This window comes from Microvirga sp. GN3, from assembly GCF_055792825.1.
Genome location: NZ_JBVVAK010000129.1, coordinates 1 through 22,577 on the forward strand (window position 1 = coordinate 1; position 22,577 = coordinate 22,577).

Annotated in this window: 22 protein-coding genes; 5 read left to right on the forward strand and 17 right to left on the reverse strand. The window is 59.6% G+C overall.

Annotation, left to right across the window (positions count from 1 at the left end; genetic code table 11):
- The 10 genes from ACS5Q1_RS36225 to ACS5Q1_RS36270 all read right to left on the reverse strand — a co-directional run.
- A partial coding sequence (locus ACS5Q1_RS36225; protein WP_473102795.1) for a CoA-transferase occupies positions 1-128 on the reverse strand: 128 nt, incomplete at its 3' end.
- A 33-nt stretch (positions 129-161) separates the two neighbouring features.
- Positions 162-1,346 (reverse strand): bifunctional 3-oxoadipate enol-lactonase/4-carboxymuconolactone decarboxylase PcaDC, encoded by a 1,185-nt coding sequence (gene pcaDC / locus ACS5Q1_RS36230; protein WP_473102776.1) that lies wholly within the window; start codon positions 1,344-1,346, stop codon positions 162-164.
- 40 nt (positions 1,347-1,386) lie between these two features.
- Entirely contained in the window at positions 1,387-2,235 is an 849-nt protein-coding gene (locus ACS5Q1_RS36235; RefSeq protein ID WP_473102777.1) for a 3-oxoadipate:acetyl-CoA acetyltransferase, read from the reverse strand.
- Positions 2,236-2,257: 22 nt separating this feature from the next.
- Positions 2,258-2,887: a protocatechuate 3,4-dioxygenase subunit alpha gene (gene pcaG, locus ACS5Q1_RS36240; protein ID WP_473102778.1), complete on the reverse strand. Its 630-nt coding sequence runs from the start codon at positions 2,885-2,887 to the stop codon at positions 2,258-2,260.
- Positions 2,888-2,891: 4 nt separating this feature from the next.
- Positions 2,892-3,617 carry a protocatechuate 3,4-dioxygenase subunit beta gene (gene pcaH, locus ACS5Q1_RS36245; RefSeq protein ID WP_473102796.1) on the reverse strand — a complete coding sequence of 242 codons (726 nt, stop codon included), beginning with the start codon at positions 3,615-3,617 and terminating at the stop codon, positions 2,892-2,894.
- Positions 3,618-3,689: 72 nt separating this feature from the next.
- The gene (locus ACS5Q1_RS36250) at positions 3,690-5,582 is read right to left on the reverse strand and encodes a bifunctional sugar phosphate isomerase/epimerase/4-hydroxyphenylpyruvate dioxygenase family protein (protein WP_473102779.1); all 1,893 of its coding nucleotides are present in this window, start codon (positions 5,580-5,582) and stop codon (positions 3,690-3,692) included.
- Positions 5,583-5,677: 95 nt separating this feature from the next.
- A complete protein-coding gene (locus ACS5Q1_RS36255; protein ID WP_473102780.1) occupies positions 5,678-6,694 on the reverse strand; it encodes a TRAP transporter substrate-binding protein in 1,017 nt (338 codons plus the stop codon).
- Between the two features lie 70 nt (positions 6,695-6,764).
- Positions 6,765-8,045, reverse strand: coding sequence for a TRAP transporter large permease (locus ACS5Q1_RS36260; RefSeq protein WP_473102781.1), 1,281 nt, complete (start codon positions 8,043-8,045; stop codon positions 6,765-6,767).
- Complete coding sequence (locus tag ACS5Q1_RS36265) at positions 8,042-8,647, reverse strand: TRAP transporter small permease (RefSeq protein ID WP_473102782.1); 606 nt, start codon at positions 8,645-8,647, stop codon at positions 8,042-8,044. The genes ACS5Q1_RS36260 and ACS5Q1_RS36265 overlap by 4 nt, the downstream gene beginning before the upstream one ends.
- A 50-nt stretch (positions 8,648-8,697) precedes the next feature.
- The gene (locus ACS5Q1_RS36270; RefSeq protein WP_473102783.1) at positions 8,698-9,666 is read right to left on the reverse strand and encodes a shikimate dehydrogenase; all 969 of its coding nucleotides are present in this window, start codon (positions 9,664-9,666) and stop codon (positions 8,698-8,700) included.
- Between the two features lie 324 nt (positions 9,667-9,990).
- Between ACS5Q1_RS36270 and ACS5Q1_RS36275 the strand changes: the two genes are divergently transcribed.
- On the forward strand, positions 9,991-10,677 hold the full coding sequence (locus tag ACS5Q1_RS36275; RefSeq protein WP_473102784.1) for a TetR family transcriptional regulator: 687 nt from the start codon (positions 9,991-9,993) through the stop codon (positions 10,675-10,677).
- Positions 10,678-10,711: 34 nt separating this feature from the next.
- Here the strand turns inward: ACS5Q1_RS36275 and ACS5Q1_RS36280 are convergent, their stop codons facing one another.
- Positions 10,712-10,888, reverse strand: coding sequence for a hypothetical protein (locus tag ACS5Q1_RS36280; protein WP_473102785.1), 177 nt, complete (start codon positions 10,886-10,888; stop codon positions 10,712-10,714).
- Between the two features lie 412 nt (positions 10,889-11,300).
- On the opposite strand from ACS5Q1_RS36280, the gene aroQ reads away from it, so the two are divergent.
- Both aroQ and ACS5Q1_RS36290 read left to right on the forward strand, forming a co-directional pair.
- A complete protein-coding gene (gene aroQ / locus ACS5Q1_RS36285; protein ID WP_473102786.1) occupies positions 11,301-11,750 on the forward strand; it encodes a type II 3-dehydroquinate dehydratase in 450 nt (149 codons plus the stop codon).
- A gap of 60 nt (positions 11,751-11,810) precedes the next feature.
- Positions 11,811-12,596, forward strand: a complete 786-nt coding sequence (locus tag ACS5Q1_RS36290; RefSeq protein ID WP_473102787.1) for a GntR family transcriptional regulator — start codon at positions 11,811-11,813, stop codon at positions 12,594-12,596.
- A 110-nt stretch (positions 12,597-12,706) separates the two neighbouring features.
- On the opposite strand, the gene ACS5Q1_RS36295 is transcribed toward ACS5Q1_RS36290, so the two are convergent.
- The 6 genes from ACS5Q1_RS36295 to ACS5Q1_RS36320 all read right to left on the reverse strand — a co-directional run bounded on the left by ACS5Q1_RS36295 (position 12,707) and on the right by ACS5Q1_RS36320 (position 19,772).
- Positions 12,707-13,777 (reverse strand): TRAP transporter substrate-binding protein, encoded by a 1,071-nt coding sequence (locus tag ACS5Q1_RS36295; RefSeq protein WP_473102788.1) that lies wholly within the window; start codon positions 13,775-13,777, stop codon positions 12,707-12,709.
- 476 nt (positions 13,778-14,253) lie between these two features.
- Complete coding sequence (locus ACS5Q1_RS36300) at positions 14,254-15,285, reverse strand: TRAP transporter substrate-binding protein (RefSeq protein ID WP_473102789.1); 1,032 nt, start codon at positions 15,283-15,285, stop codon at positions 14,254-14,256.
- Between the two features lie 397 nt (positions 15,286-15,682).
- The gene (locus ACS5Q1_RS36305; RefSeq protein ID WP_473102790.1) at positions 15,683-16,708 is read right to left on the reverse strand and encodes a TRAP transporter substrate-binding protein; all 1,026 of its coding nucleotides are present in this window, start codon (positions 16,706-16,708) and stop codon (positions 15,683-15,685) included.
- 108 nt (positions 16,709-16,816) lie between these two features.
- Complete coding sequence (locus tag ACS5Q1_RS36310; RefSeq protein ID WP_473102797.1) at positions 16,817-17,743, reverse strand: shikimate dehydrogenase; 927 nt, start codon at positions 17,741-17,743, stop codon at positions 16,817-16,819.
- A 339-nt stretch (positions 17,744-18,082) separates the two neighbouring features.
- Positions 18,083-19,024 (reverse strand): LysR family transcriptional regulator, encoded by a 942-nt coding sequence (locus tag ACS5Q1_RS36315; RefSeq protein ID WP_473102791.1) that lies wholly within the window; start codon positions 19,022-19,024, stop codon positions 18,083-18,085.
- A gap of 385 nt (positions 19,025-19,409) precedes the next feature.
- Positions 19,410-19,772: a GFA family protein gene (locus ACS5Q1_RS36320; protein WP_473102792.1), complete on the reverse strand. Its 363-nt coding sequence runs from the start codon at positions 19,770-19,772 to the stop codon at positions 19,410-19,412.
- Between the two features lie 156 nt (positions 19,773-19,928).
- Between ACS5Q1_RS36320 and ACS5Q1_RS36325 the strand changes: the two genes are divergently transcribed.
- Positions 19,929-21,653: a pyridoxal phosphate-dependent decarboxylase family protein gene (locus tag ACS5Q1_RS36325; RefSeq protein WP_473102793.1), complete on the forward strand. Its 1,725-nt coding sequence runs from the start codon at positions 19,929-19,931 to the stop codon at positions 21,651-21,653.
- 43 nt (positions 21,654-21,696) lie between these two features.
- Positions 21,697-21,918, forward strand: a complete 222-nt coding sequence (locus ACS5Q1_RS36330; protein ID WP_473102794.1) for a DUF6894 family protein — start codon at positions 21,697-21,699, stop codon at positions 21,916-21,918.
- Positions 21,919-22,577 lie beyond the last annotated feature (659 nt).

Consider the following 22,577-nt stretch of genomic DNA (forward strand, 5'->3'; position numbering starts at 1 on the left):
GAATCACGGATCGCCTCGATCAGCGTCTCCGGAATGCCGCACAGGCCGAAACCGCCGGCCATGATGGTCATGCCATCCTTGACCGCTCCAGCCAGCGCTGCCCGCGCATCGCTGTAAACTTTATTCATTCTCTGGCCCTTTCTGTTGGCGTGATCGTCCCTTCACGCAAGCTCGTCTCCGAGCACATCCCTCACCCAGCGAAGTGCGGCATTTGCCGCCGGCACGCCCGCATAGATCGCGCTCTGCAGGAGCAAGGACTGAAGCTCGCCAGCAGTCACGCCGTTCCCCAGCGCTGGCCTGACATGGAGCTTGAACTCCTCCTCCCGGTGCAAGGCCACCATCAGGGCAAGCGTTACCAGGGAGCGTGTCTTCCAAGGCAGGCGCGGGTCGCCCCACACCTCACCCCAAGCGGTTCGCGTAATGAAGTCCTGCCAGGGCTGGGCGAAGGCCCCGGCCTTCGCCAGTGAGCGGTCAACATGCTCTTCGCCCAGCACGCTCTTGCGATTCAAAAGCCCGACATCGAATGGCACTGCGCCCAAGGCTCCGTCGCGATCCCGGTCACGATACTGGTCCAGGAACGAGACCAGATAGGCTCCGACCTTCTCCGCCTGTTCGACCGCAAGAAGGTGCGCGGCGCGCGGGAGAACGATCATCTCGGCACCTGTAACGGTAGAACGGATCTCCTCCGCCATTGCAATAGGTGTGGCCGGATCATCGGCTCCTGCGATTACCAGGGTGGGGGCAGAAATCTGGCCGATGACAGGTCGTAGGTCCATGCGCCCGATCGCATTACAGCAGACGGCATAGCCCACCGGATCGATGCCGATGAAGGCCTCGCGTACGGGAGAGACCCGCTCTGGTTCCTGGTCAGGATAGCCCGGCGTGAACCAGCGCCCCATCGTAGCCTCGACAATGGCAACTGTGCCCTGCGCCCGCACGAGGGAGGCCCGCTCGTCCCACGATTGCTGGCTCGGCATGGAGGCGGTAGTGGCCATCAGAGTTAGGCTGGCTACCCGATCCGGATAGCGGCTCGCCAGCGCCTGACCCGTCATGCCGCCTAGAGACAGTCCGACCACATGGGCCCTCGCGATCTCAAGGCCATCGAGAAGACCCACGAGGTCTGCGGCCAGGTCATCGATCGTGATGGGGGCGTCCACGACTTGAGACCGACCATGACCGCGCGTATCGTAGCGCAGAACGCGGTACCACCCCCGCAGGGCCGGAACGATTCCATCCCACATGGCCAACGTGGTGCCGAGTGAGTTTGAGAACACGACCACCGGTGCACCGGTTGGTCCACTCAGCTCGTAGAAAACTTCGACACCATTCACTTTGAGCACGGGCATCGGTTACATCCGATCACAAACAAGGCCGTACGGGGCTCGATCACGCAGCCTGTACACCCGGGGTGGGTTTAAGCCCGAGAAGCGTACGGGCCTCCTCAGCGGTGGCGACACGCCGGCCATGACGGCGCACCGCCTCGGCCGCCAATGACACCAATTCCGCATTCGAGGCGGCGAGCCGGTCCTTAGTGATCCGGATGTTGTCTTCGAGCCCGGTGCGGACCGCATCGGCACCGCGGGCCAGCGCCCATTCCATGACCTGTGACTGATGACGGCCGATGCCGGCTGCCGTCCAGGTACAGGCCGGGAACAGCCTCCTGGCTTCGTTCAGCAGGATGTCGAGCAATCCTTCCTCGGCAGGCATGGCATTCTGCACGCCCATGACGAACTGGATGTGCGGTCGTTCGTCAAGCAGACCCTTGTCAGCCAAGCGGCGTGCGCCATGCAGGTGGGAGAGATCGAAGATCTCGATCTCGGGTCTGACATCGAACTCCTTCATCTTGTCGGCCATCTCCTCCACCAACGTCGTATGGTTCTCATAGACAATGGTCGGGAAGTTCACCGAGCCTGTGGAGAGAGAAGCCATATCAGGCCGCAGGTACAGCGCACTGCTGCGCAGGGACGGGTCACGCCCACGTCCGCCCGTGGAGAATTGGACAATCATCCCCGGGCAGAGCCGGTTCACTCCCTCCTGCACCTGCCGGAACCGCTCCGGGTCGGACGAGGAGGTCTCGTCGTCGTTGCGGACATGGATGTGCACGAGCGTCGCTCCGGCCTCGTAAGCCTCCCGCGTGCTCTCGACCTGCTCGGGTGGCAGGATCGGCACCGCCGGATTGTTCTCCTTGCGTGGCACCGAGCCTGTGATGGCAACGGCAATGACAACAGGGTTCATCGAAATTGTCCTTGTTTGATGCTCAGAGATCGAAGAAGACGGTCTCGCGCTCACCCTGGAGGTGGATGTCGAAGACATAGACGATCTCCCCTCCCCGCTCTTCGCGCCGGGCGATCAAGGTCTCCCGCCGCTCGCGCGGCTCGATGATGTTGAGCACCGGATCCCGCGCGTTCGCCTCAGCCTCGTCGGAGAAGTACATACGCGTGCTGAGCCCAATGTTGATGCCACGCGCCGCCAGCCAGACGTTCACGTGCGGCGCCATGGGCCGGTGCCCGCTGCGGCCAATGACAGGGCCGGGCTTAATGGTCTCGAAGGTGTAGAGACCCGTTTCGAAGTTTGTCCCGGTTCGGCCCCAGCCACGGAAGGTGGGATCGATCGCTTTGTCCTCCTGCCGGTCGGCAGGGTGGTTGTAGCGGCCGTCCGCATTTGCCTGCCAGATCTCGACCAGGACATCCCGCGCCAGCGCTCCCAAGCCATCAAAGATCCGCCCTTCGATGCGGATGCGCTCGCCGACGGTATCAGGCCCCACCAGAACATGACTGAAGTTCTTCTCAAAAATGTCGAACCCGGCCTGATGCGGGATCAAGCCGATGTGCACGTAGGGACCGGCTGTCTGGGATGAACTTTCCTTGTATGGACGTGACGGAATCATGGCTCTAGTTCCCCTGCAGCTTGTTTTCGAACAACGTGGACCGGCGGCCACGCAGTACAATGTTGAAGCGGTAGGCGAGGCAATCGAGCGGCACGGCGGCCTCCAGATCAAGAGGTGCAATCAGGCGTTTGACTGCTTCCGGGTCCGGAATGGTTCCGGCAATCACATCCTGGCGCAGGAGCGGATCACCTTCGAAGTACATCTGCGTGATCAGCCGCTGGGCGAAGCCGGAGCCGAACACCGAGAAGTGGATGTGGGCCGGCCGCCAGCTGTTGACAAAGTTCCGGAATGGATAAGCCCCAGGCTTGATCGTCCGGAAGGCGTAGTAACCCTCTTCATTGGTCAGGGTGCGCCCGCACCCGCCGAAGTTCGGATCGATTGGCGCCAGATAGCGGTCATTGACATGGCGATAGCGACCGCTGGCATTGGCCTGCCAAAACTCAACGAGAGTGTTCGGCACGCCTCGCCCGTTCTCATCGAGGACGTGCCCATGCACGATGATCCGCTCGCCCTGCGGTTCGCCATCCTTGGCATAGTTCAGGATCAGATCGTTATCGAGCGGGCCGATGTCCTCGGGACTGAAAACAGGTCCGGTCACTTCCGAAAGGGAGTTCTGCAGGGACCAGAGCGGGATACGCGGAGACCGCAACACACTTGTCTTGTAATTGGGCGTGAAGGCGGGCGGGTGAATGCTGCGATCGCGCTGGATGAACTCGCTCTCAGGTCCCATATCTTCCCCTTGATAGAATGCCTTGGGACTCCTGCGGATGCTGTCGACAGTCATGGAATCGCTCCTGGACATTCAGTGCTTTGGCATCGCTGGGTGCGGCGCCAGACGCGTTTGTGCCGCAAGACGGATCGGAGCGTTAACCGCACCGAACCCCTGATAGCCGCGGCGCTGGACGATTTCGAAGAAGAAGCCATTCTCCAGCGTTTTCGTGTAAGCCTGGAAAAACTCCGCCGGACCCTCCCGGTCGTAGAGGATGTTGGCGTTCCGCAGTCGGTTAATCTCCTCTTCCGAGAGATCCGTGCGCGCCTCGAGGTCTTCGTAGTAGTTCTCAGGAATCGGTAGCAGCTCGACCCCGTTCGCTTTAAGCCGCTCGACTGTGGCGAAAATTTCAGAGGTCGCCAGAGCGATATGCTGAACCCCTGAGCCGAACATATCCGTCAGGAAGCGGGATGACTGGGTCTGGCGGCTCTGAGAGGCGTTGAGAATGAGACGTAATGCTCCATCCTCGGTCTCCACCACTTGACTTTGCACGACGCCGCCAGGGTCAATCACGTTCTGGACCGGCGTCTTCTGCACATCGAGCAACGAGACGTAGAAGAGAAGCCACGTCAGCATTTCCTCATAAAACATCGACTGAGACACGTGATCGAAGGTCGTGAGCCCCGCACCCGTGAAATCAGTATTGCCGTCAGTCATGGGCTCGAAGTCGGTGTCCCAAAGACGGTCAAGCCCGCTTTTGTGATCGACGAAGTAGATCAGGCTCCCGCCCAAACCTCGAACGGCCGGGATGTCCAGCTCTCCCGGACCCACAGCCTGCCTGAAGGGCTGGTCCAGGAGCCGGACCGCGCGATTGATCGTCGCTGGAGCATCATCAACCCGCAATGCTATGGCACAAACCGATGGCCCATGAGTAATGTTGAAGGAGTGGGCAAAGCCCTCCTTGTCACGGTTCACCACGATGTTGATGTCACCCTGACGCCAATGTGTGACGTCCTTTGAGCGATGCTTGCCAGCCTTAGTGAAGCCAAGTCCCCCAAGAACGCGCTCAAAAGGCTTCGCACTTCTCTCGTCCATGGCAAACTCGACAAACTCTACCTCATGGCACGTGGCGCGAGGGGGAAGTTCGGGCAAACCCGGGATCGGAACTCCCGTTCGGCGCTGGAGCTGATCAAGCATGAAGAGAAGTGAGCGCTGTCCATCGACCGCGACGCTGCGGGCTGAGCCTGCCCGGAACCGGTCGTTGAAGATCTCCAGGGACAGCAGACCATCGAAGCCCGTTGCTTGCAGGGCGTCCATGAAAGCGTCGATGGGCAGATCCCCCTGCCCTGGGAAGCAGCGGTAGTGCCGGCTCCAGGACAAGTAGTCCATATCGAGCTGCGGCGCATCCGCCATCTGGACAAGGAAGATCTTGTCTTTAGGAATGGAACGGATCGCCGTCAGGTCTGTCCCACGCGCGAGAACGTGAAAGGAATCGAGGACGAGACCGACCGCCGGGTGATTGGCGCGGCGGACGACCTCCCAGGCATCGCGATAGTCATTGACGTGTCGGCCCCAGGCCAGCGCCTCGAACGCAACCCGCATGCCCCGCTTTGCCGCTCGCTCGCCGAGTTCATAAAAGTCTGCTGCGGCCCGATCTATGCCGCCGAGGCTGTCGGGCGAGACATTGCTGCACACCATCAGGAAGTCACAGCCAAGCTCCTGCATGACGTCGAACTTGCGCTCGGCCCGTGAGAACACCTTGGCGCGCTTCGGCTCCGGCATCCCCTCAAAGTCCCGGAAGGGCTGGAAGACTGCCGTGGTCAGGCCAAGGTCCTCGACCATACGGCGCACGTCCGTTGGCGTCCCGTTGAAGGACAACAGGTCGTTCTCGAAGATCTCGACCCCCTTGAACTGAGCTGTCGCGATAGCCTGGAGCTTTTCGTCCAATGTACCGCTGAGACAAACAGTGGCGATGGCGGTTTGCACGGCTTTGCTACCTTCGTTCTGCAAGATGCTGACAGTTGCGACACCTGTGCTGGCGACGTTTGCCTGCCAGCACAGTTATCATTCAGTTAAAGGGTTCAGCGCGTCGCGCGGGCCTTTTCGATTTCAGCAAAGAGCTCCTTAGAGGCGGCCTCGTTCGCTTCCTTCGCGAACTTCTCAGTGACAGGTTTCACCTTGTCCCGCAGCCTTGCGACCTCCTGGGGGGACAGCTCCGTCAGCTGCATCCCCTGGGCCTTGAGTTGCTCAACCGCCTTGGCCTCGGCGTCACGGGAGACCTGACGCTGGTAGGCTTTCGCCTCCGCGGCGGCCTCTTCGATGAGCTTCCGCTCCTCAGGGTCATAGCGATCCCAAACGCGCTTGCTGAAGATCAGGATCTGCGGGTTGTACACGTGCCGGGTGAATGTCAGATACTTCTGGACCTCGGCGAACTTCGACGTCTGGATGACGGTCGCGGGGTTTTCCTGGCCATCGACGGTCTTCTGCTCCAATGCCGTGTAGAGTTCCGGGAATGGCAGCGGGACCGCGTTGGCTCCAAGCGTGTTGAACAGATCGATGTAGAGCGGCGATTGCACGACGCGAACCTTGAGGCCCTGAATATCCTCAAGTTTGGTCACAGGGCGCCGGCTGTTTGTGAGATTGCGGAAACCCAGATCCCAATAGCCGAGGCCGACAAGGTTCTTAGGAACGAGAGACTCTGAGAGCTTTTGGCCGAAGGGGCCATCCACTACGGCATCCGCCTGCTTCGCACTGTCGAAGAGGAATGGCAGGTCGAAGAGGCCGAACTCCTTGACTTGTCCAACGAGCAGGCCGGCGTTCAGGACCGTGATATCAATGGTGCCGCCCTGGAGGGCTGAGACGGTTTGCAGGTCGCCGCCGAGCTGACCACTGGGGAACAGGCGGACCTTCATCTTGCCGCCACTCTTCTGCTCGACCAATTCCGCGAACTTTTTGGCTCCCTGGCCTTGTGGATGCTCCTGCGCGTTCTGAAACGCGAAGCGAATGGTGCGCTCCTTGATTTCGGCGCTGGCGGAGCTTGGTAAAAGGAATACTCCGCTTAGCATCACACCAGCAAACATAGTGCAAAAGCGCTTCATCTGTCTTCTCTCCCTGTTGAGCACTTCGTCAGGAGTCAGCCCCTTTGCGGCCTCCGTATTGAGAGGCTTGCTAGCCTCCAATGAGTTTGGCGGGCCACATCACGAGCTGCGGGAACAGGACCATCAGGAACAGCACGACAAGCTGCGCCAGCAGGAAAGGCCAGACGCCCTTCATCAGGTCCTCCATGCTGATCCGAGACACCCCGGCCACCACGTTGAGCACCGTGCCCACCGGGGGCGTGATCAGACCGATCGAGTTGTTCACGATAAACAGGACGCCAAAGTAGACCGGGTCGATGCCCGCTGCCTTGATCACCGGCATCAGGATCGGGGTCAGGATCAGAATGGTCGGCGTCATGTCCATGGCCGTGCCGACGATCACCACGATCACCATGATGGCGATCAGCAGCAGCGTCTGGTTGTCCATAAACGGCTGGAGCAGATCGATCACGGAAGTCGCAATCTCCGATACCGTAATCAGCCAGGCCGAGACCAGGGCTGCGGCCACCAGCAGCATGACGACGGCTGTTGTCTGAGCCGACGTCACAAAGACGGCGAACAGCTCCGAGATTTTAAGCTCGCGGTAGACGAACACCGCCACGATCAGCGAGTAGACGGCCGCCACCACGGCTGCCTCCGTCGGCGTGAAGACACCAAACTTCAGGCCGAAGATGATGATGAAGGGCAGCATCAAGGCCCAGACGCCTTCCCGAAGGGCGCGCCCGATCTCGCCTGCAGACCTCTTGGGCGGGCTGACGATGGTCTCCTTGCGCACCTCCCACCACCAGGCAAAGGCGAGGCCGAGGCCGATCAGGATGCCGGGAACCAGGCCGGCCAGGAAGAGCTTGGTGATCGACACGCCGCCTACCACGCCGAAGATCACAAAGCCGATGCTGGGCGGGATCACCGGCCCGATGACACCGGACGCTGCGATCAGCCCGCCGGAGCGCGCCTTGTCGTGGCCGGCCTGCACCATCATCGGCACGAGCAGGGCCGAGAGCGCCGCCGCATCGGCCACCGCCGAGCCCGACAGGGCCGACAGGATGCAGGCAGCGAGGATCGCCACGTAGCCCAGACCGCCCTTGATGTGCCCGACCAACGCAAGAGCGACATTGACGATGCGCTTCGACAAGCCGCCGGTGTTCATGATCTCACCGGCCAGCATGAAGAAGGGCACAGCCAGCAACGGGAAGCTGTCGGCGCCGTTGATGATGTTCTGCGCCACGATCTGGGCGTCGAACATATCCATGTAGTACATCAACGCGATGCCGCTGATCAGCAGGGCGTAGGCGATAGGCATGCCGATGGCCATGGTGCCGAGAAGGGAACCGACGAAGATGGCGATGGTCATGACTGCGCCCTCCGAGGTGCGGCTGCGGGGGTGGCGAGCTCGCTTTCGCGGCGATCGCGCTCGGCGAGCTCGTGCTGCAAGGCTTCAAGCTCCTCCTGCTCCTCCGACTCTTTGACCATGACAAGTTCCTCGTCGGAGAGTTTCCCGGTCAGGGTTCGGTAGAGATCGGCAAGCAGAATGAGCCCTGTTGAGATACCGAAAACCACACCAACGCCATAGAACCAGCCGGTGGACAGACCGGAGGCCGGTGCTGCCACATCCCAGTTGATCAGGGTCTGCTCCCAGCTGCCCTGGAGGAGCAGCCAGGTGGCATAGAGCATGAGAAGCTGGCTGACGATCAGGCAGGCACGCTTGCCGACATTGGGCAGACGCTTGACCAAGGTGTCCACACCGAGATGACCGCGCGCTCGCAGGGCCACAATCGCGCCGAGAAAGGTGAGCCAGACGAACAGCCAACGCGAGACTTCCTCGGAGACGGTGATGCCCGAATTGAAGCCGTAACGCAGGACGACATTGCCGAACACGAGAACGACCATGATCGCCAGAAAGAGCGCGATCAGGACCTTCAGCAGCTTAAAGTAACCTTCCACGATCATATTCATGGGCGTTTCCTCTGGTTTGCGTCCTTATTGGTTTTATTGATCTGGACGCGTCACATCGATTGAAAGTGTTGCCTCATTCGCTTCGGATCGGGCTCAATGCCGGTAAAAAGACGGAAGGCTCCGACAGCCTGGAAGACAGCCATGCCGCCGCCGCCCATGGTGCGGCAGCCCAGGGCTCGGGCCGTCCGCAGCAGTTCCGTCTCAAGGGGGAAGTAGACGATGTCCGCAACCCAGAGGCCTGGGTGCAGAAGAGGCGCGGGAAGTGCCATGCCTGGATATTTGGCCATTCCGACGGGCGTTGTGTTGACGATGCCGTTCGCACGCGAAACTGCTGTCACAAGGTCATCGGCTACCGCAGCACGCGCGCCGCCGAAGCGCTCGCACAGTTCGGAAGCGAGCTGCTCGGCACGGTTCTTGTCCGTATCGACAATCTCGAGCGTACCGATACCAAGGGTCAGCAAGGCGTGCGCCACAGCGGCACCCGCGCCACCGGCCCCGAACTGCACAACGCGATCGCGGCCGAGATCCATCAGTTCGCGCTTGAAGCTTTCCGCAAAGCCCCACCAGTCGGTGTTGTGTCCGATGCTTCGTCCCTCGCGAAACACGACCGTATTGACAGCACCGAGAGCTTGAGCATCCGGTGTCAGTTCATCCAGCAGTGGGATGATGGCCTGTTTGCAGGGATATGTGACGTTCAACCCGGCAAAGCCCATACGTTGAGCACCTGTGACAAGCTCAGGCAGAGATTCCGGTCCGAGGCGGAGCACGTCGAGATCGATCAGCTTGTAGATGTAACGGAGGCCCTGCTCGGCTCCTTCCCGCTCATGCATGGCGGGCGTGCGGGAGGCCTGGATTCCGGACCCGATCAGACCAACCAGGACAGATTGGGCGGACGCGTACTGTGCTGCCAGGCTGGAGTTGCCGATGCTGCCACTGCCGATCTCAGCCGACTGGAAACAGACATTAGCTGCATGAAGCATGGGATCAGCGCGTCGGATGCCTTCACTGGGCATGACCATGACGTCCCTCTTGGTGATCCGACGCTTAAGTCGGAGCAGTTTCCTCATTATTGCCCGGGATCGAGGCATTTCTCTGCTCTCGACTGCTTGCGTCCACCAGGCGATGCCATTAATGTACGAACTAGTTAGTATAGTCAACCGTGGTAAGCATTGTTTTTTACGTGCGCCTCTACGCCCTTAGGCGAACAGATCTTACGCCTTCAGTTAGTTTGGTACTTGGGAGCTTTCACGTTGACGCTAAGGCGAACTTGCTCTCAAAACGGGCTCGGGTCAGAGCCATTTCCCAAGAGGATTATGTGAGAAGAGGCTGGTCGATGGTGTGCCATGAAGGATGTAACCGCCATGCATGACGTGAAACCTTCTATTCATGCCGCGAAGCGGTCGACCTCCGGCCGTGGCGGGTACGATCCCGAATTGACCCGGCAGAACATCTTGGCAATAGCAACCAAGGAATTCGCGGAGAAAGGCTATAGCGGAGCACGCGTCGACGAGATCGCCGCCCGGACAAACACCAGCAAACGGATGATCTACTATTACTTTGAGGACAAGGAAGGATTGTTCGTTGCGGTGCTCGAAGACGCCTACCGGCGTATCAGGCAGATCGAAGCGACTCTGGATTTAGCCGGTCTTGAGCCCGAGGCTGCCATCCGAGCTCTTGTGGGCTTTACGTTTGATTACCAGAACTCGAATGAAGACTTCATTCGTCTCGTGATGGTGGAGAATATCCACCAAGGCGTCCATCTCGCACGCTCCCGAGCAATCCAGGAATTGAACGTCTCTGTGATCAACACGCTGCGAGGCATCTACGAGCGAGGTGTCAGGGATGGAATCTTCCGGAAAGGCATTGATGAGATCGATCTGCACATGACGATTAGTGCGTTGTGCTTCTTCAACGTCTCGAACCGTGCAACTTTCTCGCAGATCTTCAAGAGAGACATGGCGTCAGCGGACATGCTCGCCAAACGGCGGGAAACCGTAATTGATACGGTTATCCGCTATTTGAAAAAGTGATGTTCCGGTGGCTGGGGCATGGCGACGCCGACGGTCAGCCCAGAAGTGCTGCGTAGCGTTGACGACGAAGCCCCTGGTGGGTTTGGTCCGCCTCTCCCGCAACCTTAACCATTTTGGCGACGAACTGGCCAAGCAACAGAAGCAGTGAATGTGTGCGGATTTTTGTCTTGTAGTTGAGCAGGTCTTGAGTATGGAAATGGGTGGTGGCCATGAGAGGATCTTTCTCAGAGAGAACGTGACCTCAGGCGTTTCCTTCTTAATCTTTCTAAGGAATATGGATCGCCTTGCCGCTCTGCACCAGCGAAAACGCGACATAGTTCGCCTGCACAGTATGCATACCACAAGCAACAAAGGCTTAATTGTCTGCGTCCAGCGCAAGCATTGGTCTCAGCAGCAGCGGAGGCGTTCAGAGAATGGTGTGTGCGTCCAACGGAGGCATCTCGCGCCATCACGGCTGATGCCTCCAGCCGATTCGGCCAAGGTTTGGATGAGAATTGACGTTCTTGGCTCGCGCTGTCGGATGTGGCCCGGACAAGAGGCAGGGAGCAGTTTATGGAGCCACCTTTCCCACTAGAAGTGCAAACGCAAGACCAGCTTTAGCCAACAGCAGCAGGAAAGCCACCATGAGCCGCATCGTCTATGTCTTGAATGGCCCCAATCTGAACCTTCTCGGAAAGCGCCAGCCGGCGATCTATGGGTATGAAACCTTAGCGGACGTCGAGGCAGAATGCCGCCGCGTCGGGGCTGAACTTAAGCTTGAGATTGAGTTTTACCAAAGCAATGCTGAATATCAGATCATTGACTGGATCCACGAAGCGCGGGAGCGGGCGGGCGGCATCGTCATCAACCCGGCAGCCTTTACCCATACGTCTGTCGCGATCCTCGATGCCCTGAACGCCTGCGAGTTCCCGATCATCGAGGTGCACATCTCAAATGTCCATAAACGTGAGGCGTTCCGCCACCACTCCTATGTCTCAACCGTTGCCTCTGGGGTGATCGCTGGTTTCGGGACGCAAGGTTACCAATTGGCTCTTCAGCGGCTTGCGCGTCTGATCGATGAGAGCCAACAGTAGCTTCGGCTCCGATGACCATTTGTGCTCCTGCCCCACGCTAGGCTTCAAGGGAGTAAGGCCATGCCGGCGGGCTCATTGCAGGCCGAGACAGTCGGCGAGACCGCCTATCGCCGGATCCGCTCGGACATCGTGTTCGGCCGGCTCGTCCCGGGCGAAAAGCTTAAGCTCGACCGGATCAGTGAGGCTTATGGTGTAAGCATCAGCACGCTGCGGGAGCTTCTGAATCGGCTGTGCTCAGAGGGCTTAGCCGTCGCTGAAGGCCAGCGTGGGTTTGAGGTGGCGCCCGTCTCGGCAGAGGATTTCCAGGAACTGGCGGCAATGCGGCAGCTCCTTGAGTGCCACGCCCTGGAGCAGTCCTTCCAACGAGGTGATCTCGATTGGGAAAGCCGGGTTGTCGCCGCCTATCATAAGCTATCAGTGATGGAGAAGCGGATGCTTGCCGGCGACCACTCCGAGCCAGAGATCTGGAAGCAATTCGACTGGCAGTTTCATCACGCGCTGATCTCCGCCTGCGGCTCCAAGGTGCTTCTCGATACGCATGCTGCCATTTATGATAAGTATCTCCGCTACCAGATGGTGGCAGTGGTCTTCCGCGGGGAAGTTGCCGCAAACCAGCATCAAAAACTTCTCGAATGCTCGCTGGCACGGGAGTTCACAACGGCCCAGCAGGTTTTGATTGATCACATTCAGGGCTGTGTCGAGCATGTGCTTGCCCGCGACACGAACTGGGTGACGACGTTCGCTTCCAAACGAGCGTCGGATCTAACCACTTCGAGTGGCACACAAGGCAAACAAGTCAGTCGGCGAGCTGGCCGTCCTGCCAGGGCGCGATCAACTTCAGCATAGGTCAATAAGGATTGGGCAGCCTTGGCGTAATCTCGGAGCTGTGGCTTCGAGGTGCCGACAATGAGAGCCGGCACCTCCATTGACAATCAGAGATGATAGAAACGTCAAGACTACTGTTTGGTCGAGCGAATTCGCTCCAACTCCGACATCATCTCTGCTGCACTGGCTTGCCCAAACTCGACGGTGAACTTCTCCCGCGCAGCCTTTGTCTTCTCCCTCAGCTTTGTCACTTCAGCCTCCGGCAAGGTCGAAAACTCCACCCTCTTAGATTTGAGCTCATCGAGAGCAGTAAGTTCAAACGCCCGAATGGTCTTACGCTCAAAGTCCTTGGCTTCCTTGGCAGCTTCGGTGATGAGTGCCTGCTCGTCCGGCGTCAGGCGATCCCAGAAGCGCTTGCTCATCAGGAAAGCCCAAACGCTGTAGATATGGTTGGACTGGACTGCGTATTTCTGTACCTCGTAGAATTTCGACGCGAGGATGGTGGCGAGCGGGTTCTCCTGCCCATCGATGGTTTTGGTCTCAAGTGCGGTGTAAACTTCTGTGAAGGGCATCGGCACCGCATTGGCTCCGAGTTCCCGGAACGTATCGATGAACAGAGGGTTTTGAATGACCCGTAACTTGAGGCCTGCAAAGTCCTCAGCTTTGGTGATTGGCCTGCGACTGTTTGTTACCTGACGGAAGCCATTTTCCCAGAACCCGAATCCAATCAGGCCCTTCTCAGGAAGCTTGGCCATGAGCTTCTGCCCGAACGGGCCGTCCAAGAGGGTATCGGCTTCTTGGCCGTTCTGGATCAAAAATGGCAGATTGATCAGTCCGAAATCTTTCAACCCGGAAATCCCAACCAAAGTTGAGGTGTCGGGGATTGTCATCTCCTGTGTGCCGCCCTGGAGCGCCGAGATCATTGTAACGTCATTCCCGAGAGCGCCACCTGCGAAGAGCCGCACCTTGATCTTGCCGCCACTCTTCTGACTGACTATTTCGGCGAACTTCGTGACCGACTGTCCTTGTGGATGGTCGGCACTTAAACCAATGCCAACCTTGATAGTTCGGTCTTTGATGTCAGCCGCATGGGTGGGAGAGAGCACAAACAGGCTGATGACCCATGAAGTGGTAAGAAGCTTCCCAATCGCCATCATTTCCTCCTTCAGACAGAGGGCAGTGCTTAATTCTGGATCGCGCATTCTAAGGCCTCGTCCATTCGTTTAGCAGACCGATTTGGGAACGGGTTCGATTCCGCTCCAAGTCCGAAAACGCGGTCGCGCCTGCCGGCTGAGACTCAGGGACTGCACACTCGGATTTATTTAAGAGCAGCGGATCCCTGTCTTCGGTAACTAGAGCATCGGACCCAAAAGTGGATTTGCACTTTGGGTCCGATGCCCCTACCTATAGGTGGCGCATCGTTGAATGCGGAAAACCGGATCCACTTTTCCGCACGATGCGTTAGCCCCTCCTTCCCTGGGGCGTAGCGCTGCACCCAGCGGAAGATCGGGGGTGAGTCGATGGTGACCCGGTGACCCGGCATCATCTCGGCCAGATCACAATCATTGATCCCATCTTGATAGTACCGGTGTAGTATCACCGCGCGTGCAGTGCCCTGTATCCGGCCAAGGAAGAAGACGCCCTTCTCACATAGGGGGCTCCTACATTGCCTCTTTGGCTATCGTATCACATCGCGGGCCTTGGCCAGTTCCGCGTCGAACTGCTTCACAAGACCCTCACCCACCTGCGAGGCGTATTTGTCGATCACCGGCTTGACCTTCTCCCGCATGCGGGCGATCTCCCCAGGTGCAATATCGTTGATCTGCATCCCGCTCGTGATCAAAAACTCGCGTGACTTGTCGCTCATCTCCCGGGCAACCTTGCGCTGGAAATCACGGGTCTCAATGGCAGCATCCTCGAAGATGTTTCTCTCCTCCGCCGAGAGCATGTCCCAGAATCGTTTCCCTACCAGCAGCAGCTGAGGGTTATAGATATGCTTGGTGTTGCTGAAGTATTTCTGCACCTCATAGAATTTGGACGCCTCGACAGTCGAATAAGGGTTTTCCTGGCCATCGACCGTTTTGGTCTCCAAGGCGGTGTACAGCTCGGTGAAAGCCATAGGCACGGCGTTCGCCCCAAGCGTGTTGAGCATGTCGATGTAGAGCGGGTTCTGGATAGTGCGGATCTTCAGCCCCTGGATGTCCTCCAGCTTGTTGATCGGCCGCTTACTGTTGCTGATGCTGCGATAGCCTTGCTCCATATATGCCAAGCCAACCAGACCTTTCGCGGGCATCAGCTCGAGTAGCTTCTGGCCGAAGGGGCCATCAAGGACAGCATCGGCCTCACGCTCGTTCGCGAACGCAAATGGGAAGTCAAGTACCAAGTACTCCTTGATGTTGCCGACCAGCTGAGCCGGCGCCATCATTGAAACCTCCACTGTGCCGCCCTGCATCGCGGAGGCCACTTGCTGCTCTCCGCCCAGCGTTCCGCTCGGGTAGATTCGAACCTTGATTTTGCCGCCGCTCTTCTGTTCGATCAGCTCGGCAAACTTCTTTGCCCCGATCCCCTGGGGGTGATCGATGCTGTTGACGATCGGCATCTTGATACTGCGCTCCTTGATCTCGGCCTGCACAGCATGTGGAAGCCCGATCAGGACGGCAGATGTAAGGGCCAGCCACAGGGTCTGGGGAACCAAGCTTGGCGCTATCATAGCTTTCCTCCTCGTCTCAAACGTGCTCGTCTATGGCACTTATCGGACGGAGCCTCATCTCGGCTCCTCTTTCCGCCGAGTTCGGAAACCTCTCATCACTTGTACTAACGCGTAGGCTCTCTCGTTCAACAGCCGTCGGCTTGTATCCTTTTATAGCCTGACTCTACCGACACCGACGTCTTTCTGGCGAACGGTTTGCAATATTAGTGTACGTAACATCCGGCTGCAGGGGGCAAGGGTGTTTTTGCGCACATTTTGGATGGTAACGACCTTTGTTGAAGCGGCGGCGGTCAGACCTACCGCAACCGCCGCTCCAAGCAAGACAGCTCATCTGTTCATGCTCTAGTCTCCTGGATGAGCTTGGCAGGCCGCCTGTAGGGACACAGGTGAACGCCAATCACTTCTTGGATCGTACCTTTTCAATTTCGGCGTAGAGTTCCGTGACGAACTCCTCTCCGAGATCCTTCCTGTATTTCTCCATCACAGGCTTGGCTTTCTCGCGCAGCTTTGCGATCTCCTCCGGCGGGAGTTCGTGGATCGTCATGCCTGCCTTCTTGAGCTGATCGAGCACTTTGGCGGCCTGCTCACGGGCAACCTTGCGCTGATAGGTTGCTGTTTCGACTGCGGCGTCCTGCAAGATCTTGTGCTCCTCCTCGGAGAGCTTGTCCCATGTCCTCTTGCTGACAATCACGATCTGCGGCGTGTACATGTGATTGGTCAATGTGAGGTGCTTCGATACCTCGTCGTATTTACCGTCCGGGATGTTCAGCAGCGGGTTCGTCATCCCATCGATCGAGCCTTGTTCCAGTGCCGTATAGGTCTCGGTGAAAGGCATCGGCACAGCATTGGCACCCGTGGCGTTCATAAAGTCCACGTAGATCGGCGTTGGAATGACCCTCATCTTCAGGCCACGGAGATCGTCTGCCTTAGCAATGGGCTTGTTCCTAGTGTGCATCTCCCGGAAACCCAAGTCCCAGTAGGCAAGCCCGACCAACCCCTTTGCAGGGAGCTTGTCGATCAGCTTCTTGCCTACGGGTCCGTCGATAACCGCGTCAGCTTCCTCCGGGCTGTTGAACAAATAGGGAAAGTCGAGCGCTGCCATCTCCTTCACGTTGCCAGCGAGCAGGCTGGCGTTCATCACGTTCAAGTCGATGGTGCCGCCCTGCATGGCAGAGACAACCTGGAGATCCGGGCCGAGCGAGCCGCCGGGAAACGCCTTGACCGTGATCTTGCCGCCGCTCTTCTGAGCCACGAGTTCGGCAAACTTCTCGACCCCCAGAACTTGGGGATGTCCCTTGTTGCTTGCTGCCGTAAATCTCAGGGTGCGCGTTTGAACTTGGGCCGAGGTTTCGACGACACCAGTGAGCAGCATGGCGCTCGGCACCAGAACGGTCGCTAAGAGGTAGGTGATGTATTTCCGCATGGGGCTTCTCCCGGGGTCATTATCTGTTTTGCAGTACCGCACGGCGGCACAGGGCTGGTGGATTTGTGAGCTGTTGCTGCTTCGTATGGCCTCCTTGTCTTTCTTCGCTCAGACAGGCTGGAGCGCTACGAAATGAGCCAGCATCCGATCGCTGTCAGGCTCGATACCGGTGAACAGCTGGAAGGCTTCGACGGCCTGGAACACAGCCATGCCGCCGCCATCCAGGGTGCGGGCGCCGAGCGCTCGAGCGTGCTTGAGAAGTTCGGTTTCGAGCGGAAAGTAGATAATATCGGCTACCCAGAGATCAGGACGCAGCAGATCCGCCGGAAGGGGCATGCCCGGATGCGAGGTCATACCGACAGGCGTGGTGTTGATCAGACCGTTGGCAGACTGCACGGCACTCCTGAGATCCTGTCCTGCCTTGGCTCGATCAGCCCCGAAGTGAGCAGACAGCTTGGTCGCGAGCTGTTCGGCTCGGGCGTGATCAAGATCGAAGATCGTAAGCTCTGTGACACCGAACGCGAGCGCTGCATGACCCACGGCGGCGGCAGCTCCACCTGCCCCGAGTTGGACCACCCGGTCCCGCTCCAAGTCTGCCATCTTTCGACGGAAGGGCTCGGCAAAGCCGTTCCAGTCGGTGTTGTAGCCGATCCGCTTGCCGTCCTTGAACAAGATCGTATTGACGGCGCCGAGGGCTCGGGCTGCCTCCGATAACTTGGTCAGGAGCGGTATGATAGCCTGCTTACAGGGATGGGTGACGTTGAGCCCATCGAAGCCGAGCTTCTCGGCTGACGCGACGATCTCGGGCAAATCCCGCACCCCTAGCCCAATCTGCTCCAGGTCGATGAGACGGTAGACATAAGGAATGCCCTGGGCCGCCCCTTCCGCTTCGTGCAGGGCGGGCGTGAGGGAGCCCTGAATGCCTTGGCCGATCAAGCCACACAGGACCGAATGCCTGGGACTCGCGGACAAAAGATCTGCCCTCGCGGGCTGGCTTGCCTGCCTTGGTGTGGTTCGGTCCGTGAGTTGGTTCATCGTCATGGGCAAAGAGCTCTTCGAATAGCCGCTGTGACAACCACCGCGCCGAAGTCCGTTTGCTTGAACTGTGATCTTCAAGCCGCCGCCACGGTGTTCAACAGGCAGAACGGCTAGCCAGACCATCATGCTGGAGCATCGCGCCGACGCTCATCTCGGGATGTCCTGGCGCCGCGTCTCCTGCAAGACGAATGAACACCAGCCAACTCCGTAAGACAAATACCAAGATTAGCGGCTACCGTAACATGATGTTACGGTCTGCGGCGGTCGCCGTGCCATCTCCCTCAAGGTTCGCCGAACTCAGAGCCGAACATTCAGCCTGTGCCGAACTGAGTGATGTCAACGGGATGCCCGCTTTCTGGAAACTTTGCCGTGGCCTGTGTCCGTGAACGGGACGGCTGCCTCCATCTCGGCACGTAAGGCTTTGACAAAGGTTTCCGCGAACGACGAGAGCAGGGTTCCGGCCTTACTCGCCACGAAGGTATCGAACCGGGTCGGCTCCTCGATCCGGAGGAGCCGGATCCCTGGCACAGCCCCATGCGCTACGGTGAACTGGTCAATAACAGCGATCCCGAGGCCGGCCTTCACCAATGCACAGACGGTGGTGCCGAAGCGGGCACGTATTGTGATATTGTACGGAAGACGTCGCTCGCGGAATATATCAGACATGATCCGGCCATAAGGGTCATTCGGATCGATCCCAATCAAAGGGTGTCGCACGATCTCCTCGGCCGAAATCGCTTCCAACTCAGCCAGCGAGTGGCCTTCAGGCACGATGCAGAACAGTTCGCCTGATGCGAGAGGTTCGAAGGTCAGGCTCGGGTGATCAAACCGCGAGCTGATGGCCACCACCTCCCCCTTTCCGAGCAGCAGGTAGTCAATAGCCTCCTCGATCTTCAACGTGTTGATGTCGATAATCAGATCTGGATGGCGGTGCCGCACTCGCTCGATCGCACGCGGGACCATGACGTTGGCGATACTCGGGACCGACCCGATCCGCAATTCTTGAGAGGTTCCGGTCTCCAAGCGGCCAATCATATAGCGAAGGTCCTCGACCTTCTGAAAAACCGTATTGACCTGCTCGAAAATGCCGCGAGCCTGGGCTGTCGGAACGAAGCGCCCATTCCGCCGGTCGAACAGCCGGAGACCAAGCGAGGTCTCGGTGTATTTCATCAGCCGGCTGAGGCCGGGGGCGGACACGTTAAGGAGCTTGGCTGCGCCAGCAACGGTTCCGGTGACCATGATGGCCCGAATAACCTCGATCTGGCGTAGCGTGAGCATTCCATATCATCGATCATAAAGTACGTGGCGGCAGACATTTTCGTCCGAACGAGCCCGAAGACAAGAGCGACGTTCTGGCGAATGTGAATGGTACCATCCAAGCGGAGCAGCCGGCCTCACCTGCTGTTTCGCCATGACCATCAGACGAGAAAAGCTCGCTAAGGTCAGGATCGGGTCAAACATTCACGTTCTGGACGCTCAACGAACGTTGGCTCTTGAGCGCTGAAGCGGACCATGAGCTTACGTCTCAGGAGTGCCAGATCCGGACCTTCCTGGTTTTGGTTCAATTTCACGCAAGGCCGTTGCTGGACCACGCGCCAGTAACGGTTTTACAGGGATAGATCCGATCCCATTTCAAAACGCTGTTGGGTCCTGATTTCGGTGGTCAGGGCAGGACCGAACAGCACCAGATCTGCACTCGTGGCGTGAGTTCCCATTGCTGACGGATCGTTCCGACCCGGAGGTTGTAGCCCTTGGGTCCGTCACTCTCCGCCGTCGAGTAAATGGGCGCCCCACACTCGGGGCAGAACCCGTGAAGCCGTCTCGCTCCACTTGTTCCAATCTTCACATAGTTTTTCGCCTCACCCGAGAGCAGCGTGAAGGCACCCGTCCGCGTGGGTACAACGGCGCGGAAGGCTGATCCCGAGAGCGTCTGGCAATCGGTGCAGTGGCAGAGCAACACCTTCTCGGGCTCGATCTCAGCTTCGAAGGTGATGAGATCACAGTGGCAGCGCCCATCGACCTTCATGGCGCAACGCCTCTTCGTTCCAAGGGTGATCCTTCATCCAATCCGGACCTGTGTCGTGCGCGCGAAAGGGTACGCGTCATTCGCGTATTCTGCTTCAGGAAATCGGACAAGGTTGCATCTGACCGTATTGCAAAGACGCCATCGGTGCCTGGGGACGTGATTCAGTCAAGAACCAGTCTCAGTGGCACCTCTAGTCTCGACCAGCCGCCGCTTTTGCCCACTGTGTGGATTGCATCTATCCTGCGGATGTTCTCCCGCCTGCCCGCCGTCCGGTGCGACCCGCCGCGCGGCCATGATGGACGCGCACCGATGCCCCAGGACGACCTTCAGGACCAACCGCTGGGCGCCGTGCCGAGCGCGACGACAATGGAAGCCTTGAACGTGGCAGGTCCGGATAGGGTTGCTCCGCCGCTCGGCGACATGAGCGCCGAAGGGTTCCGGCACTATGGCCGTTCCGTCGTCGACTATATCGCCAATTACTTCGAGGGCGTCGAACGGTTTCCCGTCCTTGCCCAGGTCGAGCCGGGCGCGCTCATCGCGAGACTCCCGACCGAACCACCGGAAGCCGGCGAGTCGATGGAGGCGATCATCGCCGACGTCGACCGCCTCATCGTGCCGGCGCTCACTCACTGGAGCCATCCGGGATTCTTCGCCTACTTCGCCACCTCCACCTCGGCCCCCGGCATTTTCGGGGAGATGCTCTCGGCGGCATTCGACACGAAGGCGCTGCTCTGGCGCGGAGCCCCGGCCGCGCAGGAGCTCGAGGAAGTCACTCTCTCGTGGCTGCGCCAGATGATCGGTCTGCCCGAGGCCTTCTCGGGGATCATCTACGACACCGCTTCGGTCTCGACCCTCCACGCCCTCGCCGCCGCACGCGAGGGCCTCGATCTGCGCGTGCGCGAGGATGGCATGAGCGGGCGCACGGACCTACCGTTGTTGCGCGTCTACGCGTCCGAGCAAGCGCACTCGTCGGTCGAGAAATGCGTCATCACGCTCGGTCTTGGCCAGCGGTCCTTGCGTAAGATCCCCACGGATGCCGAGTTCCGCATGGATCCGGCCGCGCTCGCACGCGCCGTCGAGGAGGACAGGGCCGCCGGCCACCTCCCCTTCTGCGTTGTCGCCACCGTCGGAACGACCTCGACGTCGAGCATCGATCCCGTGCCGGCCATCGCCGAGCTGTGCGGGCGCGAACGGCTCTGGCTGCACGTCGATGCCGCCTATGCAGGCTCGGCCGCGGTCGTTCCCGAATTGCGCCACATCCTCGACGGTAGTGAGCGGGCGGACTCGCTCGTGCTCAACCCGCACAAGTGGCTCATGACGCCCTTCGACCTGTCCGTCCTGTACACGCGGCGGATGGATTTGCTGCACCGCGCCTTCTCGCTCGTGCCCGAGTACCTGCGCACGCTCGACCAGGGCCATGAGGCCGTCCGTAACCACTCCGAGTACGGCATCCAGCTCGGGCGCCGCTTCCGCGCCCTCAAGTTCTGGATGGTCCTCCGCTACTTCGGCCGCGACGGGCTCGCCGCGCGCATCCGCGAGCACTGCCGCCTCGCCCGGCTGTTCGCCTCGTGGGTCGAGTCCACGCCGGGTTGGGAACTGCTCGCGCCCGTCCCCTTGAGCCTGGTTTGCTTCCGCGCCTGCCCGCCGCGCGACGGCGAGACAGCCGACGAGCGCGCCGCCCGCCTCGACCGCTTGAACGAGCAGATCATGCATGCCGTCAATGCGTCCGGCGAGGCGTTCCTCTCGCATACGAAGCTCCACGAGCGCTTCACCCTGCGCCTCGCCGTCGGCAACATCCGCACCAGTGAGGCACACGTTGCACGCGTGTGGCAGCTCCTGCGGGGCGCGTGCGATCGGCTCGACCCCGCTGGCGGGGGCTGAGGCCCTCTCACGTCAGCGGCCATGCCTGCGGGATGAGGAAGGCATGATACCCCGCTACTTTTTCCATCTCAGACTGGGCTCCCGAATCGTCGCCCGGAATGGTGTCGGCCATGAATGCCCCGATGATGCCGCTGCGCGGGATCTCGCGCGGCTCGGCAGCGGGCTCTTGGCCCTGGACCCGTTCCTGCCCAGTCTGTTCGAGCAGTACTGTTTCGAGGTCGTCACCGAGGATGGAGTGATAGTCTCTCCATCCGGGGCAGGATGAGATCATGACCCCGCCGAGTTCGCAGACATGCTCCACGCAGGCGGCGATGTTGACCCCGATCCGGATCCCGGTCCGCCGCCCGGTGGCCCCTCCGCCTACCGCTCGGCGACGCCGTTCTGCACGGCCACCGCACAGGCGACGGCGTAGACCAGGATGGCGGCAAGGCGTCGTTGGACGCGGATCGTGGCCATTAACGGTACCTGCTTACGAAGAGATGGTCGCCACAATGGTATGGCGGCTCCCCTTATCAATCCATTCAGTGGAATGCCCGGGTTGGGTCAACCTTTCACCTTTCGGCCGCCCAACGAACGTCAGCTCATGACTGCCGAAGCGGACCAAGCGCTTACGTCTCAGGAGTGCCAACTCCCGACCCTCTCACCATTCGGTGCGCAATGCTCCGCTGTGATGTCCTAATACTACAGCCGGGTTTGACGTCGGCGACGGGTGCGCTCGCGCCAGTGACAGTCATGAGCGCGCTGCTGATGGCGCCGGCGCCACACCGACCAGTGCTCAACCGCTTCAACCGAAGGCGGCCGCTCCCAGACCAGGTGCCAGAGAAGCCGCCGTACCTCCGGCACGGTGAGCGGCAACAACCCCGCGGCTTGCACGACGGGGGCTTCTCCCCCCGATGGCGTGCTGGCGCACGACGGTCAGATAGG

Coding starts and splice junctions, on each gene's coding strand:
- ACS5Q1_RS36275 (WP_473102784.1), top strand. CDS start 9,991: ATGAAGGATGTAACCGCCATGCATGACGTGAAACCTTCTATTCATGCC.
- ACS5Q1_RS36300 (WP_473102789.1), bottom strand. CDS start 15,285: ATGATAGCGCCAAGCTTGGTTCCCCAGACCCTGTGGCTGGCCCTTACA.
- ACS5Q1_RS36295 (WP_473102788.1), bottom strand. CDS start 13,777: ATGCGCGATCCAGAATTAAGCACTGCCCTCTGTCTGAAGGAGGAAATG.
- ACS5Q1_RS36305 (WP_473102790.1), bottom strand. CDS start 16,708: ATGCGGAAATACATCACCTACCTCTTAGCGACCGTTCTGGTGCCGAGC.
- ACS5Q1_RS36310 (WP_473102797.1), bottom strand. CDS start 17,743: ATGAACCAACTCACGGACCGAACCACACCAAGGCAGGCAAGCCAGCCC.
- aroQ (WP_473102786.1), top strand. CDS start 11,301: ATGAGCCGCATCGTCTATGTCTTGAATGGCCCCAATCTGAACCTTCTC.
- ACS5Q1_RS36315 (WP_473102791.1), bottom strand. CDS start 19,024: ATGCTCACGCTACGCCAGATCGAGGTTATTCGGGCCATCATGGTCACC.
- ACS5Q1_RS36290 (WP_473102787.1), top strand. CDS start 11,811: ATGCCGGCGGGCTCATTGCAGGCCGAGACAGTCGGCGAGACCGCCTAT.
- ACS5Q1_RS36260 (WP_473102781.1), bottom strand. CDS start 8,045: ATGACCATCGCCATCTTCGTCGGTTCCCTTCTCGGCACCATGGCCATC.
- pcaH (WP_473102796.1), bottom strand. CDS start 3,617: ATGGGACCTGAGAGCGAGTTCATCCAGCGCGATCGCAGCATTCACCCG.
- ACS5Q1_RS36270 (WP_473102783.1), bottom strand. CDS start 9,666: ATGGTCATGCCCAGTGAAGGCATCCGACGCGCTGATCCCATGCTTCAT.
- ACS5Q1_RS36330 (WP_473102794.1), top strand. CDS start 21,697: ATGATACCCCGCTACTTTTTCCATCTCAGACTGGGCTCCCGAATCGTC.
- ACS5Q1_RS36255 (WP_473102780.1), bottom strand. CDS start 6,694: ATGAAGCGCTTTTGCACTATGTTTGCTGGTGTGATGCTAAGCGGAGTA.
- ACS5Q1_RS36235 (WP_473102777.1), bottom strand. CDS start 2,235: ATGAACCCTGTTGTCATTGCCGTTGCCATCACAGGCTCGGTGCCACGC.
- ACS5Q1_RS36280 (WP_473102785.1), bottom strand. CDS start 10,888: ATGGCCACCACCCATTTCCATACTCAAGACCTGCTCAACTACAAGACA.
- ACS5Q1_RS36320 (WP_473102792.1), bottom strand. CDS start 19,772: ATGAAGGTCGATGGGCGCTGCCACTGTGATCTCATCACCTTCGAAGCT.
- pcaG (WP_473102778.1), bottom strand. CDS start 2,887: ATGATTCCGTCACGTCCATACAAGGAAAGTTCATCCCAGACAGCCGGT.
- ACS5Q1_RS36265 (WP_473102782.1), bottom strand. CDS start 8,647: ATGAATATGATCGTGGAAGGTTACTTTAAGCTGCTGAAGGTCCTGATC.
- pcaDC (WP_473102776.1), bottom strand. CDS start 1,346: ATGCCCGTGCTCAAAGTGAATGGTGTCGAAGTTTTCTACGAGCTGAGT.